This is a genomic window from Paenibacillus sp. B01, from assembly GCF_009649995.1.
Lineage (GTDB): Bacteria > Bacillota > Bacilli > Paenibacillales > Paenibacillaceae > Paenibacillus_O > Paenibacillus_O pasadenensis.
Window position 1 is genome coordinate 5808520 of sequence record NZ_CP045802.1, and the last position, 16714, is coordinate 5825233.

Below are 16714 nucleotides of genomic sequence, written 5' to 3' on the forward strand. Positions count from 1 at the left end.
CTATTATTATAGAGTTAATTGTCAATTATCATAGTTGAGTTCCGGAGTAAACTCAAGAAACAAAAGGAACGATTCGCACATGCAATGCTCTTCCGCCGCGGGTTCAATGAACTCTTTTGTGCTACCATAGAAAAAGGTGTGTTGCCATAAGGCCAACACACCTTTTTCCTAGATATTATCCGTTGTGTACGGAAGCAACGCTACCGCCCTAGCACGTTTAATTGCAACTGTTAATGCACGTTGATATTTTGCGCTTGTTCCAGTCACACGGCGAGGAAGAATCTTCCCACGTTCGCTAATGAACTTTTTAAGAACTTCCGTATTTTTGTAATCAATATGAGTAATTTTATTGACTGTAAAGTAGCAAACTTTTCTACGTTTACCTTTGCCACCTCTACGTGGAGCAAACTTTCTTTCACCACGTTCTTCGTCATTTCTTTGTGCAAATGCCATTGTTATTTTCTCGTTCCCTTCATTATTGCACATTGGTTAACGTGCCAAGTTTTTTCTGACTATCCTCTAGTTCAAAGTTGGGTATGGATAAGTCTTACGACTTACCCACACCCGACTTCTCACTACGGGGCTACACCCACATCTTGAAATAAGGATGGTCATCATCACTAGACTACATTGACGGTCATAACGTATTACACACTTTACTCAACATCGCGCGATCTTAATAAACCGTGGATGCTGGTCGTAAATGAAGATTACCATTACACAGTTAAAATGCTTTAAAACCCCTTGATTTTACTGAGGTCTTAAAGCATTTTCTGATCTCAGATGTTACGCTCTCTAAAATGGCAAATCATCTTCGGAGATGTCGATCGGACGTCCGTCATCCGAGAATGGATCCCGGCTGTTGGAAGAACCACCACCGCCGCCGCGATTGCCCCCGTAGGAACCTCCGCCTTGGCTTCCGCCGCCCGATTGGCCGCCGCCGCCGTAGCCTCCGTTGCCGCCGCCGTAATTTCCACCGCCGCCGCCGTTGCCGCTGCTTCCGCCGCCGCTGTAAGAGCCTTCCTCACGCGGAGCGTTCTCGCGGTTGCCGGACTCCAGGAACCGAACATTGTCGGCAATGATTTCCGTCACGTAGACGCGCTTGCCTTCGTTGTTCTCATAGTTCCGGACTTGCATCCGGCCTTCGACTGCTGCCAGACGACCTTTGCGCAAATAGTTGGCGCAGGTTTCGGCAAGCTGCCTCCAGGTGACGATCGGAATGAAATCGGCTTCGCGCTCGCCGGATTGGCTGTTGAAGGGCCGATCCACCGCCAGCGTGAATTGCGTGACCGCAACTCCCGAAGGGGTATAGCGAAGCTCCGGATCTCGGGTGAGCCTGCCGATCAGAATGACACGGTTCAACATCGTACGCACCTCCCAAGTCAGCTGAATCTTGGCTTACGCTACGTCTTTGACGATCAGGAAACGGATGACTTCATCCGTGATCTTGATGACGCGGTCCAGCTCGTTGACCACTTCGGACGGACCCGTAAAGTGGACAAGAACATAGATCCCGTCACGGATCTTGTTGATCTCATACGCAAGACGGCGCTTGCCGAGAACGTCGGACTTGGAAACCTCTCCGCCATTCGCGATGATGCCATTGAACTTTTCGACGAGAGCTTGAACAGCTTCTTGCTCCGTCTCCGGACGAATGATGTACATCAATTCGTATTTGCGCACTTTGATTCACCTCCTCTTGGACTAAGCGGCCCTTCCCATCCTTGCGGATGAAAGAGCAAGGAGCGAGGGATTAACTCGCATACCAACCTACTATACCAGAACAGCTTGTCTGACGCAAGTTAATGAAAGTCCAACGCAAGCTTGACGAAGCTTGCTCGCTTATCTTGATGCTAGACGCATGTCGACGAAACGCAGGGCAAAAGGAGCGGCCGATGGCGTGTCCCTAACGCTATGCGTGCGAATAATTGCCGCTGATGATTCCAATCCGCCCGGCAGACACTAAGCGTCCGGCCCTGAGACGTGCCCGCTTGCTGGCGCCGATGCCTGGCGCGAGCTTGCCGGGAGCGCTCCGGCGGCCGAATTCCAAGCTTGAGGAGGAGAAGCGACATGGGCGAGCGGACCAAGTTTGTGGCTGGCTTCAAGGCGCCGAACGACGGCTGGTACATGGAGGCGGGAGAAGATTCCTTCCATATGGGAATCAGCCATCCGAAGAAGATCTCCTTGAAGAAAGGCCAGCATTTCCCGAAAAACACGAACCACAACCGCGTCTGGGTCAAGATGCCGAAGGTCTGAGCGGATGCCGTTTGAAAATGCCGCGCATAAAAGCGCCGGCGCCGGCCATACTATCCTTGACGGCGCGACAAGATGAGGGTGTGGTTCCGTTGGCCGTAACAAGCGCAAGGGCACAGACACAGCAGAGGACTCATGTTCACGATCACAGAGAAGCGAGGGGTTGCGCCAAAGACAGTTGTCTTTAAGGCCATCGCCGCAGCGGGCGCAAAAGTCTTCGGACAGTTGAAGCCGGGCGGCATTCCGTACGATTCGATGAGGAAAGTGCAGCTTGAATGATCTTGCAGCCCATTAAGCGCCGTCAGCAAAAGCCCAGCCATCCGGCTGGGCTTTTGTCTTGCCTTCGCCGCCTTTGCCTGCAGGGACGGCGCGATAAAAGAGCATGAAAAAAGCGGCCCTCCGTAGAGTGCCGCTGTCTTGGTCGCTGTGGATGGCGGAAAGGGTGGGATTCGAACCCACGCACGCCGTGAGACGCCTAGCTGATTTCGAGTCAGCCCCCTTGGGCCACTTGGGTACCTTTCCGCAGCATGATAGATCATATCATACATCGAGCAATCGTGCAAGCATGTCTTCTGACGGGCTAGGAAGACGCCGCCTCGCCGCCCGCTTCTTCCCGATCGGCCGCCGCGCGAAGCACCTTCTTCAGGTTCTTCTCGAACTTCGCCCGCGGAATCAGCACGCTATGCTTGCAGCCGACGCACTTGATGCGGATGTCCATCCCCATGCGAATGACTTCCATCTCGTTCGTCCCGCACGGATGGGGCTTCTTCATCTGGACGACATCTCCCAGCTCGAACTGCTTGCGCTCCATACCCGTCACCTCTTCCTCTGGCCGCCTCGCCGATCCTCCCTGCAAGGGGGCCGTTCCTTTCCATCTTACACTTCCCGCCGCTTCTAGGCCAGCGCTTCTTGCGGCCCTTCTCCGCTGCGCAGCAGCAGCTGCAGCTCGCGGTTGATCTGGCGGGAGACCGACGCCTCCGTGTTCGGCATGCACTCCGCCACGATGCGCAGCTTGTATTCCGCCGTCGTCATCGACGTGACGCCGAGCAGATCCGGCACCTTGACGAGATTCGGGTTGTCGAGCTTGGCCAGCATGTCGCGGATGCGCTCCGCCGCGGCTTCGACCTGGATTCCGTTCGGCACGTCGACATCGACGACCGCAAGCGAATTGTTCAGCGAGTAGTTCGTCACCTGCGAGATCGTGCCGTTCGGAATGATATGCACCTCGCCCGTCCATGTCTTCAGCCGCGTCGTCCGCAGTCCGATCAGCTCGACCGTGCCTTTGTACGTCCCGGTCTGGATGACGTCCCCGACGGCGAACTGATCCTCCAGCACGATGAAGAAGCCCGTGATGACATCCTTCACGAGACTCTGCGCGCCGAAGCCGATCGCCAGACCGAGCACGCCGGCGCCCGCCAGCAGCGGCGCGACATTCACGTTCAGCATCGACAGGACGAGCATCCCCGTGATGAAGTAGACGACATAGTTGGTCACGTTCTTGAGCAGCCTTCCCAGCGTCACGACGCGCCGCGTCCGCTGCTGCACCCGCGTCTCCCGCTCCATCACCTTGTCGATCGCCTTGCCGACGACGAAGATGATGAGCTGGCCGATCAGCAGGATGAAGGCGACCTTGATGCAGATGATCGTCGCGTTGATCCAGAACTGGCTGTCGAAGTAGCTGGTCATCGCCTCCCAGAAAGCGCTTGTCTTCTGGGCCACTTCTTCCTTCACTCCCTCCAGATCCGTCGGAAGCGGAGCGACGGAAGGTTCCGGACTCGCAGACGGCACCGGGCTTGCGGAAGGCGTCAGCGTCGCCGCAGGAGTCGCTGCCGTCAGCAGCTGAAGCATGGGATTCATCGGATTCGTGCTCCTTTCTATACAAGGCGGAACGGCATTCATGATTCTCTGGCGGCGAAGCACGCTTCGTTAGCGATTCGCTTCGCCTTTCTACCTTTTAAAAAAGCCTCTCCGCATCGGCTGCGGGAAGGCTCGTGTCATCAGACCTTATAACATGAGCTAGGCCGGCTCGTACCCATCCGCCGTCTCGCGGAAGATGCCGCGGATCTCGACCGACTGCTCCTCCAGAATCGCCCGGACGCGCTCCAGCTCTTCGCCCGGAAAATCGATCGACAGCGCGCAGCCCGCGGTGATCGTTTTCGGCGTCGGCCGGATGTCGATCTCGATTTCGGCATATTCGAGCAGCATTTCGGTCCGCAGCGCCTGCTGCGTCGAATCAAAGGCGATGAGCATCGTCAGGGCTCCTTTTCGAAGGGACAGGCAAGTATAAATCCCCCGTCTCTACCATATACTATTAGTAGTTCATTTTAGCGGAGGGGAATCTATGAAACGTCCTGCTGCCATGCATGAAGTCCCGCTCAAGGTGCCGCATACCGATCCCGGCGCCTCCCAGCAGCTGGCGAGCCGGCTGCTGCTGCATCTGCTGCACGTGCCGGCGGATCGCCGGATCGCCGTCGTCTGCATCGGCACCGACCGCTCGACCGGCGACGCGCTCGGACCGATCATCGGCTCCCGCCTGGACAAGCTGCGCGGCTCCCGATTCGAGCTGTACGGCACGCTGGACGAACCCGTCCATGCGATGAATCTGGAGAGCACCCTGCAGGACATCCATCGTGCCGACGCCAAGCCGTTCATCATCGGCATCGACGCCTGCCTCGGCCAGCTGAGCAGCGTCGGCAGCATCCAGCTCGGCGCCGGCCCGGTGAGGCCCGGCGCAGGCGTCAACAAGGAGCTCCCTCCCGTCGGAGACATCCATATGACCGGCATCGTCAATGTCGGCGGCTTCATGGAATACTTCGTCCTCCAGAATACGAGGCTGAACCTCGTCATGCGCATGGCCGAGCTCATGGCCGATACGCTCGCTCTCGCTATCCGAGACTGCCGCCCTTATCCGATGCATGCGGCGACGCAAGAGTGATGGCCTGCTGCTCCTCCGGCGTCAGCGGGTAGGACGAGCCCCCCTGCTTCAGCGGCTTGGCGTACATGTAGGTCTCGTCCCGCCCATGCAGTCCGGTCAGCACGACGCCCGATCCGGCCTCGTCGATGATGGCGACCGAAAAGCTCATGTCGCTGCCCTGATTCGAGAACGCGTTGTAGCGCAGTACCCCCACCTTGCCCTTCGTCTCCCGCAGCAGCTGGCCGAACTCGGCCAGCTGCCGGTCGAACCGTCCCAGCCGCTCCTCCTGCTCGTCCAGCGACAGCCTCAGGCCGACGATGACCTCCTCGAGATTGGTTACGCCCGTCTGCCCCATCACCTGCACATATTGCTTCCGCAGCTTCTTCAGCCTGCGGCCGAGCGCCGCGATCCAGACGATCAGCAGCAGCAGCGCCAGCGCCAGCAGGCCGATCGCGATGCCGTAAAATGGCTCTTCTGTCCACGACTCGATCCAATCATTCATGATTCCAAGTACGCTCCTCATCTTTCCCTACAGGGGATAATGGGTCCGGATCTCGCGCATCGCGCGTACGAGCGCATCCGCTTCCTCCTCCGTCGTGGAGAAGCCGACGCTCGCCCGGACCGCGCCGCTTTCCGCCGTTCCGGCGCTTCGATGAGCCAGCGGGGTGCAGTGATAGCCTGCCCGGACCGCGATGCCGTAATGCTGATCCAGGATGAAGCTCAGCTCCGATGCCTCGACGCCTTCCATCGTGAATGCGCAGATGCCGGTCCGAGGCTGCCCGATGTCCGGCCCGAGCAGCCGGACGCCTGCCACTGCGGACAGCCCGTCCATGATCCGGCCGACGAGCTCCGTCTCGCGAGCGTGTATGGCTCGCGTCGTCCGCTCCAGCACGAGGCGGACGCCTGCAGCCAAGCCGGCGCTTCCGGGGGTGTTGGGCGTCCCCGCCTCGTAGCGGTCCGGCCGCACCGTCGGCTGCTCCGCAGCTTCCGATTGGCTGCCGGTGCCCCCATGAAGCAGCGGCAGCGGATCGAGCCTCGGATGGATATAGAGCCCGCCGGTCCCTTGCGGTCCCAGCAGCGCCTTGTGTCCGGGAAAAGCGAGCAGATCGATGCCCATCGCCTCGACATCCAGCTCAAGCACGCCGGCGGACTGGGCCGCGTCGACCAGAAACGGCACGCCGCTGGCACGGGCAATCTCGCCGATATCGGCTACCGGCAAGATCGACCCTAGCAGGTTGGAGCTGTGCGTGGCCACGATCAGCGCCGTTTCCGGCCGCAGGGCTTCCCGTACTCGAGCCGCATCGAGACTGCCGTCCGCAGCCGTCTCGACATAAGTGACGGAGATGCCGATCGCCGCCTTCAGGAACTCCAGCGGCCTGCGCACCGAGTTATGCTCCACCGCCGTAGCTACGACATGATCCCCAGGCTTCAGCAGCCCTTTGATCGCAAGATTGAGTCCCTGTGTCGTATTCGCCGTCAGGGCGATATCGTTCGGATTCGCGATCCGAAACAGCTTGGCCAGGCTCTTTCTCGCCTCGAACAGCACCCTGCCCGATTGCACCGCCATGCGATGGCTTCCTCGCCCTGGATTGGCGGCGCCTTGGCGCATCGCCTCCAGCACGGCCGCTACGACCTCCTCCGGCTTGGGCCAGGAGGTCGCGGCATGATCCAGATAGATCAAGGGCCGATCTGCCGTCATGGTCGCTCGCATCCTTTCCTCGAAGCAGGCCCTCTGGCATCGGCCGGCTCTCATCTGACTTTCTTCCAAAAACAACAATAGCATACCTAAGTTTAATCTCTCGGAAAGCAGATTACAACCAAGGTATGCTCGTTCGACGACTGAAGCGGCGCTTCGGCTTCGAAGCTGTAGAAGCGGGCCTAACCGCGCCCTACAGCTTCAGCAAATCCAGTATCCGCTCCAGATCCTGCTTGTTGTAATAGGCAAGCTCAATCTTGCCTCGCTCGCGCGAAGCCTTGATCTTGACCGATGTTTGGAACCGCTCCCTCAGGTTTTCCTCCAACGCCTCCAAATACGGATCGCGCTTGACGGCTTTGGCCTTCGGCGCCGGCTCCGGCTGCTTGCGGTCCAGCTCCTGGATCGCCTGCTCCAGCTCGCGCACGCTCCATTCGCTTTCTATCGCCTGCTTGGAAAGCTCCTTGCGCAGCTTGTCTTCCTTGACGCCGACGAGAGCTCGCGCATGGCCCATCGACAATGTTCCACGTGAAACATTTTCCTTGATTTCCGGAGGAAGGGTGAGCAGCCGCAGGAAGTTGGCGATATGCGAGCGCGACTTGCCCACTTTGAGCGAGAGCTCCTCTTGCGTCAGCTCGAACTTGTCCATAATCGCCTGATAGGCCGCTGCAAGATCGATGGCGTTGAGATCCTCCCGCTGCAGATTCTCGATCAACGCGATCTCCATCGTCTGCTGGTCGGTGAAGCTGCGGATGACCGCCGGAATCGTCTTGAGCCCGCATAGCTGCGAAGCCCGGAATCGTCGTTCGCCTGCGATGATCTCGTAGCCTTTGAGCACGGAACGGACCAAAATCGGCTGAATGACGCCATGCTGGCGGATCGATTCGGCCAGCTCATGGATCGATTCGTCATGGAACGTCAGTCGAGGCTGATACGGATTCGGCCTTAGCTGCTTGAGCTCGATCTCGACGATTTTGTCGTCTTCTTGGATCGAAAGGGAGGGAATGAGCGCATCCAGTCCTCTACCTAGCCGCTTGCTCATATTGAATCACTTCCTTCGCCAGTTCGAGATAAACTTCGGCGCCTTTGGAGCGGGGATCATAAGTGATGATGGCCTGACCATGGGACGGCGCCTCGCTCAGCCGCACGTTACGCGGAATGATCGTCTGGTACACCTTCTGCTGGAAGTATTTCTTCACTTCCTCGATCACCTGGATGCCCAGGTTCGTGCGCGCATCGAACATCGTGAGCAGCACGCCCTCGATCTGCAGCGACGTATTGAGGTGCTTCTGCACGAGCCGCACCGTATTGAGCAGTTGGCTCAGCCCCTCCAGCGCGTAATACTCGCATTGAATCGGGATGATGACCGAGTCGGCGGCCGTCAGCGAGTTGATCGTCAGGATGCCGAGCGACGGCGGGCAATCGATCAGCACGTAGTCGTATTCGTTGCGCAGCTGCGAAAGCGACTTTTTCAGCCGCACTTCCCTCGAAATCGTCGGAACAAGCTCGATTTCGGCTCCAGCCAGCTGGATGGTGGCCGGAATGATGCTCAGATTCGGCACCGCCGTCGGCGCTACCGCCTCATGAGGATCGACTTCGTTGATCAAGACGTCGTAAATGCTGTTTTCCACGTCGGCTTTGCTGATGCCGACACCGCTGGTCGTATTGCCCTGGGGGTCGATGTCGACCAGCAGCACCCGCTTCCCGAGAGAAGCGAGGCAGGCCCCCAGATTGACGGAAGTGGTCGTTTTTCCGACCCCGCCCTTCTGGTTCGTTATGGCGATTATTTTGGACAACCTTGTCACCTCAATATTCCAAATCTTCGGACATGCATCCCGTCGGAGTCGATCCGGCGGATAGCGCTTGCATAGGAAAAGCAGAGCTTGGATGATAAAAAAAAGCGGCTGCTGCCGCTTTATGCGCTCCCAGGACGTCGGCGGCATCGTTCGGGCATCGGAGAGTCGATCATGGTGTCGGTAGCCGCAGGACGCCGCGCATCCATCGCAGGGATTGAAGCCAGTATAAAGGAATCCGCCGGAATTGGGAACCGCTCCCGGGCGGCGATATCAGCGTTTGGGAATTTGGATGACGATTTCGTAGTGATCTTCGAAGTCCTTTTCGTCGGTCTTGATCTGCAGCCCGGAGCCGGACACCATATCGATCGATTGGCGGATCGTATTCAGAGCGAGGCGGACATCCTTCGTGAAGGAGATGCGCTTCGCTTTTTTGGCCTTGGTCGCTTCTTTGTAAAAGGCGACCCTCGCCTCTGTCTGCTTGACGTTCAACTCCTTGCTGAGTACGTCGTCGAGCACTTTCTGCTGCAGCTCCTCGGAATCGAGAGCGAGCAGCGAGCGGGCGTGCCGCTCCGTAATCTTGCGGTCGGTGAGCGCCGACTTGACCGGATCGCTAAGGCCGAGCAGACGGATTTTGTTGGCGATCGTCGACTGGCTCTTGCCGAGCCGCTGCGCCAGACTTTCCTGAGTCAGGCTGTGCAGGTCGATCAGCTTCTGGTACGCGACCGCTTCCTCGATCGCGCTCAGCCCTTCGCGCTGCAGATTCTCGATCAGCGCGATCGAGGCCGCCTGCGAGTCGTTGAAGTCGCGTACGATCGCCGGAATCGTCTCCAGGCCGAGCTTGCTGACCGCCCGCCAACGCCGCTCTCCAGCGATGATCTCGTAGCGGCCATCCCGAATCCGAACAACGATCGGCTGGATGACGCCATGCGTGCGGATCGTCTGGCTGAGCTCCTCGATCCGGTCGTCGTCAAAAATCGTTCTCGGCTGATAAGGACTCGTATCGATGCTGCCGACGGGAATCTGCTTTACTTCATCTTGAACAGCTTTCGGGTCGGACAGCCCGAACAGCCGGGAAAATTGTTCCTTCATCATTCTACAACCACCCGAATTCAATGTGCCAATGTCCTTGCTGTAGGATCCGTGTGCGTCTGCCCCGACCCGCCGACATTGTGCTTCCGCAGCTTCGCGTCGCGGCGGCGGAGGCGAGCCGGTCGCGGCTCTGGTTCATGCAGCACGGGCAGGTCGGTATGCGGTTCCCGCAATGATCGGCCGAATAAGGTCGCGTCGCGTCGCTTCCGCCGGACGGGCAGCCGCGTCGACGCTCCTGACGGAGGACGACAATCCCTTTCCCTACTTCCAATTCGTTGAAGGCTCGGAAATTTCCTGCTGGATTTCGCGCTTGCACGAAGTTTTCACCGGATGGATACAAAATGTTCCACGTGAAACATCGTCATCCGCGCCGTTTGAGCATCGGCTGCTTCAGCGGAACGCCCGCCTTGCGGGGATACGCTTTTGGCGTGGCATCCGTCTTGGCGATCAGGATGATCGCCCGCTCCGATTGCTCCTCCGGCAGCCGCAGCGTCTCGACGCGATCTACACGGCCGCGAAGCTCGCGGATCGCATGCTTGGCCTCCTCGAGCTCCTCCTGCGGGTCGGCTCCCTTCATCGCCGCGAACAGTCCGCCCTTGCGGGCGAACGGCAAGCACAGCTCGCTAAGCCCGGCCATACGGGCGACAGCGCGCGCCGTCACGATCGCATAGCGGTCGCGATGCTCCGGCAGGCGTCCGATATCCTCGGCTCGGCCGTGGACGCATTGCACGTCCTCCAGTCCGAGCTGCTCGCATACATGCTGGAGGAACGAGATCCGCTTGGCCAGCGAATCGACGATCGTCACCTGCAGCTGCGGGAAGCAGATTTTGAGGGGCAGGCTCGGGAAGCCCGCCCCCGAACCGATATCGGCGAGCCGGTCCGCGGATGACAGGTCGGCATAAAAGGCGAGCGTGACGGAATCGTAGAAATGCTTCTCGAACACCGCCGCGCGCTCCGTGATTCCGGTCAGGTTCATCCTTTCGTTCCAGTCGACGAGCAGCTCGTAGTAGCGCTGGAACTGCTCCAGCTGACGGGGCGCAAGCGGAATTCCCCGCTCCAGCAGCCGGGCGGAGAACGCATCGATCACCTTGTCCATGCGTTATGCCCTCGCCGCGCCGGCGCGGTTGAACTGCTCGAGATGCACGAGCAAGATGGATATGTCGGCCGGCGTCACGCCCGCGATGCGGGAAGCCTGTCCGATATTCAGCGGACGGATGGCGGCGAGCTTCTGCTTCGCTTCCGATGCGAGGCCATGCACGGCGCTGTAGTCGATGCCTTCCGGAAGCTTCTTCTTCTCCATCTTGCCGAGCCGCTCTACCTGAGCGAGCTGCTTCTCGATATAGCCGGCATACTTCACCTGGATCTCGACCTGCTCCTTCATGTCCTCGCTCAGCTCGTACGGCGCGGGAGCGAACGGTTCCAGATGGGCGTAGGAAAGCTCGGGACGGCGCAGCAGCGTAAGCGCGTCGGTCGTGGACTGAAGCGGAGCGGAGCCGGCTGCCTGCAGCATCGCCTCGGCCTCCTCCGGACGGATCTTGATCGTCTTCAGGCGGGCAAGCTCTTCCTCGACGCGGGCTTTCTTCTCCAGAAACTTGGCGTACCGCTCTTCGCTGATCAGGCCGATCTCGCGGCCGATCGGGGTCAGGCGCAGATCCGCGTTGTCATGACGGAGCAGCAGCCGATATTCGGCGCGGGAGGTGAGCAGGCGATACGGCTCGTTCGTGCCCTTGGTCACCAGATCGTCGATGAGCACGCCAATATAGCCTTGCGAGCGCTCGATGATGACCGGCTCCTTGCCTAACGCCTTGCGGGCGGCATTGATGCCGGCGATGACGCCTTGTCCGGCCGCCTCCTCGTAGCCGGACGTGCCGTTGATCTGGCCGGCGGTGAACAAGCCCGGCAGCACCTTCGTCTCCAGCGACGGCCACAGCTGGGTCGGCACGACCGCGTCATACTCGATCGCATAGCCGGTGCGCATCATCTCGACCTTTTCCAGGCCGGGAATCGAGCGCAGGATGCCGAGCTGCACGTCCTCCGGCATGCTCGTGGACAGGCCCTGCACATAATACTCCGACGTATTCATGCCTTCCGGCTCGAGGAAGATCTGATGCTTCGGCTTGTCGGCGAACCGCACGATCTTATCCTCGATCGACGGGCAATAGCGCGGTCCCGTGCCCTCGATGACGCCCGAGAACATCGGCGCGCGATGAAGATTCTCGTTGATGATGCGATGCGTGTCCTCCGACGTGTACGTCAGCCAGCACGGCAGCTGCTCGTTGTCCGCATATTCCGTCTCGAACGAGAAGAACTTCGGCTTCTCGTCGCCCGGCTGGATCTCCATCTTGCCGAAGTCGATGCTGTCCTTATGGACGCGCGGCGGCGTGCCCGTCTTGAAGCGCACCAGCTCGAAGCCGTTCTCCTTGAGCGACTGGGACAGCCGCACAGACGGCTGCTGGTTGTTCGGACCGCTCTCGTAGATCAGCTCGCCCATAATGACCTTGCCCCGCAAATACGTGCCGGTCGTCACGACGACGGTTTTGGCGCGATACACGGCGCCGGTCTTGGTGATGACGCCGACGCAGGCGCCGTCCTCGACGATCAGCTCCTCCGCCATGCCTTGGCGCAGCGTCAGATGCGGCGTCTCCTCGATCGTTTTCTTCATCGTATGCTGATAGAGGAATTTGTCCGCCTGCGCGCGCAGCGCATGCACGGCCGGGCCTTTCCCCGTATTGAGCATCCTCATTTGGATGTACGTCTTGTCGATGTTCCGTCCCATCTCGCCGCCGAGCGCGTCGATCTCGCGGACGACATGACCCTTGGCCGGTCCCCCGATGGACGGGTTGCACGGCATGAACGCCACCATGTCGAGATTGATTGTGAGCAGCAGCGTCTCGCAGCCCATCCGGGCCGCCGCCAGCGCCGCCTCGCAGCCTGCGTGGCCGGCGCCGATGACGAGGACGTCGTACTGTCCTGCCTCGTAATTCATTTTGGATTGCCTCCTGGTCGGAATCGGCCGCTTTTCAGCCCGCCTCTCCCTCTTTTATGAAAATAGGGTTTCAAACCCAGCATCCGACGGCATTCGCTAGCCTGAATTGCCCTCTGCCGTCGCCATGCTGTCCATTGCCGGCGAATCTTCTCGATTGATCCGGCCTTCCTTTATCGTTATTCACATGTGGATAATCTATTTGCCCAAGCAGAATTGCGAAAAGATCTGGTCGATCAGCGAGTCGGCCGCCGTATCTCCGACGATTTCGCCCAGCAGCTCCCACGCCGCCCGTACGTCCAGCTGGACCATGTCGATCGGAATGCCCGCCTCGGTGGCGCTCACCGCATCGCGCAGCGCATCCGTCGCCCGGTGCAGCAGCGAGATATGGCGCGCATTGCTGACGTACGTCAAATCGGCGCTTTCCAGCTGGCCCTCGAAGAAGAGCTCCCGGATCGCCTGCTCCAGATCGTCGAGCCCCTGCTCCTGCAGCACCGACATCGGCACGATCCGGCTGTCCGGCAGCGCCTCGCGGACCTCGGCCAGCTCGAGCCGCTCCGGCAGATCCGTCTTGTTCACGATGACGATCACCTGTCGGCCAGTCAGCTTGCCGAGTAGCTCGCGCTCGTCCTCGTGCAGCGGCTCGTTATGGCTGAGCACGAGCAGCAGCAGCTCCGCCTCCGCGACCGCCGAGCGGGAACGCTCGACGCCGATCCGCTCCACGACGTCCGTCGTCTCCCGGATGCCAGCCGTATCAAGCAGCCGCAGCGGAATGCCCGACAAGGTCACGTATTCCTCGATCACGTCGCGGGTCGTACCCGGTATGTCCGTCACGATCGCCTTGCTTTCCTGCACGAGCGCGTTCAGCAGCGAGGACTTGCCGACGTTCGGACGGCCGACGATCGCCGTCGTGATGCCCTCGCGCAAAATCTTGCCTTCGGCCGCCGTCCGCAGCAGCCGCTCGATCGAATCCAGCGCGGCGCCGCAGCTGTCTCGGATGTACCGGCTCGTCATCTCCTCGACATCATGCTCCGGATAATCGATGTTCACCTCGATATGGGCGAGCAGCTCGATCAGGCTGTGCCGCAGCGCGTGGATCCGCTTGGACAGCGTGCCCTCGGCCTGCTTGAGCGCGACCGTATAGGAGCGGTCCGACTTCGAGCGGATCAGGTCGATGACGGCCTCCGCCTGCGCGAGGTCGATGCGGCCGTTCAGAAACGCCCGCTTCGTGAACTCGCCCGGCTCGGCGACGCGCAGGCCCGGCTGCCGCAGGACGAGCTCAAGCACCTTGCGGACGGCGATGAGGCCGCCATGCGCGCCGATCTCGACGACATCCTCCGCCGTGAAGGAGCGCGGACCTTTCATGACCGTCACGAGCACCTCCTCGATCACCTCGCCGCTGGCGGGATCGACGATATGCCCGTACGTCACCGTATGCGACGGAGCTTCGGCCAGCGGCTGTTTGGACCGCAGCACGCCGCCTACGCTCGCGATCGCCTGCGGACCGCTGACGCGGATGACGGAGATGCCGCCTTCGCCGAGTGCCGTCGCGATGGCCGCGATCGTATCTTGAGTCATCATGATGCTGACATTCACCTCGTTTGATCGGTCCGGCGGAGGCCCGAGGGTCGGAGCTCAGCCGCAGGCCGGATGATGGCAAAAAAGCAATGACTGTAAGAGCCATTGCCGCCAAATCGATTCTTTATGCATGGAGAGCCGGCCGGCCTCTCCTCCTTATTTGTTCTTGGAGGATACGGCAGCCTTGCCCTTGCCTTTGTTTTTCTTTTGGCTGCCCTTGCCCTGGTTCTGGCCGCCGTCTTCTTTCTTCGGCTCCTTCTTGTCCGCGTTGCGGACGTACAGGAAATAGTTCTGCACGATCGTGTAGATGTTCGTGTAGATCCAGTAAAGCGGCAGCGCCGACGGGAAGTTCCAGGCCATGACGAGGATCAGGATCGGGAAGATCATCATGATCGTATTCATCATCTGCATCTGCGGGTTGTCCGGCTGGGACTTCTGCATCATCTTGGTCTGCACGTAAGTCGTGATCGCCGCGATGATCGGCAGGATATGCCAATGGTCCGGCTCGCCGAGCTGCAGCCACAGGAATTCATGCGTCTTGATGTCGCTGTTATAGTAGATGGAATTGTAGAGCGCGATGAAGATCGGCATCTGGATGAGCAGAGGCAGGCAGCCCGCCATCGGGTTGACCTTGTTCTGCTGGAACAGCTTCATCGTCTCTTCCTGCTGCTTTTGCGGGTTGTCCGCGAATTTTTTGCGGATTTCCTGGAGCTCGGGCTGGATCGCCTGCATCGCCTTGGAGCTGCGGTACTGCTTAAGCGTGAGCGGCAGGATCAGCGTGCGGACGATGATGACCATCAGCAGGATCGCGAAGCCGTATTGGCCGCCGAACCAGTCTGCGAACGTATCCAGCGAGTAGGAGAAGTAGTAGACGACGTTGCGTTCCCACCAGTTGCCGTTCGCCTTCAGATCCTCGGTCGTCGTCGCATGATCCGTATTCGGCATGCATCCAGAGAGGAGCGCCACCAACGTAATCAGGGAGACTAGGACGAGCCATTTGCGTTTTGAAGCCAAGCGCGAAAAAAACATGTAAATCTCCTCTCTGACAGCCTGTCGCGATTCAACCTAAACTATACCATACAAAAAGGGGCAAAGAAACAAGCCCGTCCGGCTCTGCGCCTCGGAAAAGAGCTTTCACCGCGGCTTCAGCAATCCCGCTTTGCGAAGGACGTGGAGCACGTTCTTTTCCAATTCCTCGGTCGGCTTGCCGACCGCGCCCGCGCGGACGATCAGGATCATGTCGGTCCGCTCGCAAATCCGGTCGGCATGCTTGCGCACGATTTCCTTCAAGACGCGGCGCATCCGGTTGCGGACGACGGCGTTGCCGATTTTTTTGCTGGCGGAGATGCCGAGCCGGAACGGCTCGGCAATCGGCTGCCGCGACCAGTAGACGACGAACTGGCCGTTGGCGAAGGACTTCCCGCCCCGGTACGTCCGGGCAAAATCCTCGCGCCTTCTGAGGCGCCATTTTCTTTGCATCGTTCACCGACTCCATGAGTTTTCGGCGCCGCTCGGCGCCATATGCGCTGCCTTACGAAAAAAAGACCACGCCAGGTGGTCTTTTTTCCACAAGCCAGAACTATCGTTCATTCTCGCTTTGAAGCGGCTAAGCCGCTTTTATGAAGGAAAAGAGCTTACGCGCTCAGCTTGGCGCGGCCCTTCTGACGGCGTGCAGCCAATACTTTGCGGCCGTTTTTCGAGCTCATCCGCTTACGGAAGCCGTGAACCTTCTTGCGCTTGCTCACGTTCGGTTTGAAAGTCGGTCTCATTACATGCACCTCCCCGCTTTAAAGGTCGTTCGTCCAACTCGGCTGCTCCTCGGCGCGAAGCCGCGGAACGGCTGGACGAGCGATCTGTTCGTCCGTGCCCAAGTAAAAACGCCTTTTTCCATTTAACCATTTCACGCCCGCGAAGTCAACCGGCATCTCGATCGTCCACCACCTCCAGGGCTCCGCTCTTCCCGTCCGCAGCCCGCTCCCTTCATCTAAATGGATGTGGATAACCGAGGAACGGGTCGGGAAGCGTCGCAATTTAGTAACATGTGCATAATAAAAAAGAGATTTGGCGCCTGCTGTCGAACCTGCGCACAAGCTGTTAACAATATCTTGTGCTGTAGATAACTCTTATACACAAGCAGTAGCGATTGTGGATAATATTCCGCCACGCGTTGAAATAGAGCCTTTCTTTTGCTATGATAGATTTGTTTTTGTTGTGGACGGAGAGCAATGACGGCTTGATTTATCAACAGCCTGTGGATAAGAATGTGAACAACATAATCCCCCTCTGTATAACCTTCATCAACAAGTCCCTGCATCTGTGGATGGATGAGCGGCTTACCCCAATAGAATCGACTAGCATAGCGGCATCAGGTTTTGCCATCGTACCAACAGGGATAGGAGTGACCGTCA

At 59.2% G+C, this 16714-nt stretch carries 20 protein-coding genes and 1 tRNA gene; 3 read left to right on the forward strand and 18 right to left on the reverse strand.

Going from position 1 to position 16714, the window contains the following annotated elements; genetic code table 11:
* Positions 1-168 precede the first annotated feature (168 nt).
* From rpsR to rpsF, 3 genes are all read right to left on the reverse strand, one after another.
* Complete coding sequence (gene rpsR / locus GE073_RS24825; RefSeq protein ID WP_023559051.1) at positions 169-453, reverse strand: 30S ribosomal protein S18; 285 nt, start codon at positions 451-453, stop codon at positions 169-171.
* Positions 454-795: 342 nt separating this feature from the next.
* Positions 796-1365, reverse strand: coding sequence for a single-stranded DNA-binding protein (locus tag GE073_RS24830; RefSeq protein ID WP_153784611.1), 570 nt, complete (start codon positions 1363-1365; stop codon positions 796-798).
* 33 nt (positions 1366-1398) lie between these two features.
* On the reverse strand, positions 1399-1683 hold the full coding sequence (rpsF, locus tag GE073_RS24835) for a 30S ribosomal protein S6 (RefSeq protein ID WP_153784612.1): 285 nt from the start codon (positions 1681-1683) through the stop codon (positions 1399-1401).
* Positions 1684-2070: 387 nt separating this feature from the next.
* Between rpsF and GE073_RS24840 the strand changes: the two genes are divergently transcribed.
* A complete protein-coding gene (locus GE073_RS24840) occupies positions 2071-2256 on the forward strand; it encodes a YjzC family protein (RefSeq protein WP_153784613.1) in 186 nt (61 codons plus the stop codon).
* 132 nt (positions 2257-2388) lie between these two features.
* Positions 2389-2532: a hypothetical protein gene (locus GE073_RS24845; protein WP_153784614.1), complete on the forward strand. Its 144-nt coding sequence runs from the start codon at positions 2389-2391 to the stop codon at positions 2530-2532.
* A 152-nt stretch (positions 2533-2684) separates the two neighbouring features.
* Here GE073_RS24845 and GE073_RS24850 read toward each other — a convergent pair.
* The 4 genes from GE073_RS24850 to GE073_RS24865 form a co-directional block, all read right to left on the reverse strand.
* Positions 2685-2775, reverse strand: a tRNA-Ser gene (locus GE073_RS24850).
* A 58-nt stretch (positions 2776-2833) separates the two neighbouring features.
* Positions 2834-3064, reverse strand: a complete 231-nt coding sequence (locus tag GE073_RS24855) for a DUF951 domain-containing protein (protein WP_153784615.1) — start codon at positions 3062-3064, stop codon at positions 2834-2836.
* A gap of 83 nt (positions 3065-3147) precedes the next feature.
* Positions 3148-4110: a mechanosensitive ion channel family protein gene (locus tag GE073_RS24860; protein WP_153784616.1), complete on the reverse strand. Its 963-nt coding sequence runs from the start codon at positions 4108-4110 to the stop codon at positions 3148-3150.
* Between the two features lie 159 nt (positions 4111-4269).
* Positions 4270-4503, reverse strand: coding sequence for a putative Se/S carrier protein (locus GE073_RS24865; RefSeq protein ID WP_153784617.1), 234 nt, complete (start codon positions 4501-4503; stop codon positions 4270-4272).
* Positions 4504-4594: 91 nt separating this feature from the next.
* On the opposite strand from GE073_RS24865, the gene yyaC reads away from it, so the two are divergent.
* The gene (gene yyaC, locus GE073_RS24870; protein WP_153784618.1) at positions 4595-5188 is read left to right on the forward strand and encodes a spore protease YyaC; all 594 of its coding nucleotides are present in this window, start codon (positions 4595-4597) and stop codon (positions 5186-5188) included.
* On the opposite strand, the gene GE073_RS24875 is transcribed toward yyaC, so the two are convergent.
* From GE073_RS24875 to rpmH, 11 genes are all read right to left on the reverse strand, one after another.
* Positions 5139-5669, reverse strand: a complete 531-nt coding sequence (locus GE073_RS24875; RefSeq protein ID WP_228551781.1) for a DUF4446 family protein — start codon at positions 5667-5669, stop codon at positions 5139-5141. The two genes, yyaC and GE073_RS24875, sit on opposite strands and share 50 nt — an antisense overlap.
* Positions 5670-5696: 27 nt before the next feature.
* Positions 5697-6866, reverse strand: coding sequence for an aminotransferase class V-fold PLP-dependent enzyme (locus GE073_RS24880; protein WP_153784619.1), 1170 nt, complete (start codon positions 6864-6866; stop codon positions 5697-5699).
* Between the two features lie 190 nt (positions 6867-7056).
* The gene (locus tag GE073_RS24885) at positions 7057-7902 is read right to left on the reverse strand and encodes a ParB/RepB/Spo0J family partition protein (protein ID WP_028598011.1); all 846 of its coding nucleotides are present in this window, start codon (positions 7900-7902) and stop codon (positions 7057-7059) included.
* A complete protein-coding gene (locus GE073_RS24890; RefSeq protein WP_028598010.1) occupies positions 7883-8656 on the reverse strand; it encodes a ParA family protein in 774 nt (257 codons plus the stop codon). Before GE073_RS24890 ends, GE073_RS24885 begins: the two co-directional genes overlap by 20 nt.
* A gap of 270 nt (positions 8657-8926) precedes the next feature.
* A complete protein-coding gene (gene noc, locus GE073_RS24895) occupies positions 8927-9745 on the reverse strand; it encodes a nucleoid occlusion protein (protein ID WP_028598009.1) in 819 nt (272 codons plus the stop codon).
* 361 nt (positions 9746-10106) lie between these two features.
* Positions 10107-10841 (reverse strand): 16S rRNA (guanine(527)-N(7))-methyltransferase RsmG, encoded by a 735-nt coding sequence (gene rsmG, locus GE073_RS24900; protein ID WP_101807361.1) that lies wholly within the window; start codon positions 10839-10841, stop codon positions 10107-10109.
* Between the two features lie 3 nt (positions 10842-10844).
* Positions 10845-12731, reverse strand: a complete 1887-nt coding sequence (gene mnmG / locus GE073_RS24905) for a tRNA uridine-5-carboxymethylaminomethyl(34) synthesis enzyme MnmG (protein ID WP_028598007.1) — start codon at positions 12729-12731, stop codon at positions 10845-10847.
* A 195-nt stretch (positions 12732-12926) separates the two neighbouring features.
* Positions 12927-14306: a tRNA uridine-5-carboxymethylaminomethyl(34) synthesis GTPase MnmE gene (gene mnmE / locus GE073_RS24910; RefSeq protein ID WP_028598006.1), complete on the reverse strand. Its 1380-nt coding sequence runs from the start codon at positions 14304-14306 to the stop codon at positions 12927-12929.
* 156 nt (positions 14307-14462) lie between these two features.
* Complete coding sequence (locus GE073_RS24915; protein ID WP_043111057.1) at positions 14463-15335, reverse strand: YidC/Oxa1 family membrane protein insertase; 873 nt, start codon at positions 15333-15335, stop codon at positions 14463-14465.
* A gap of 105 nt (positions 15336-15440) precedes the next feature.
* Positions 15441-15785 (reverse strand): ribonuclease P protein component, encoded by a 345-nt coding sequence (gene rnpA, locus GE073_RS24920; RefSeq protein WP_028598004.1) that lies wholly within the window; start codon positions 15783-15785, stop codon positions 15441-15443.
* 155 nt (positions 15786-15940) lie between these two features.
* A complete protein-coding gene (gene rpmH / locus GE073_RS24925; protein WP_084136787.1) occupies positions 15941-16075 on the reverse strand; it encodes a 50S ribosomal protein L34 in 135 nt (44 codons plus the stop codon).
* Positions 16076-16714 lie beyond the last annotated feature (639 nt).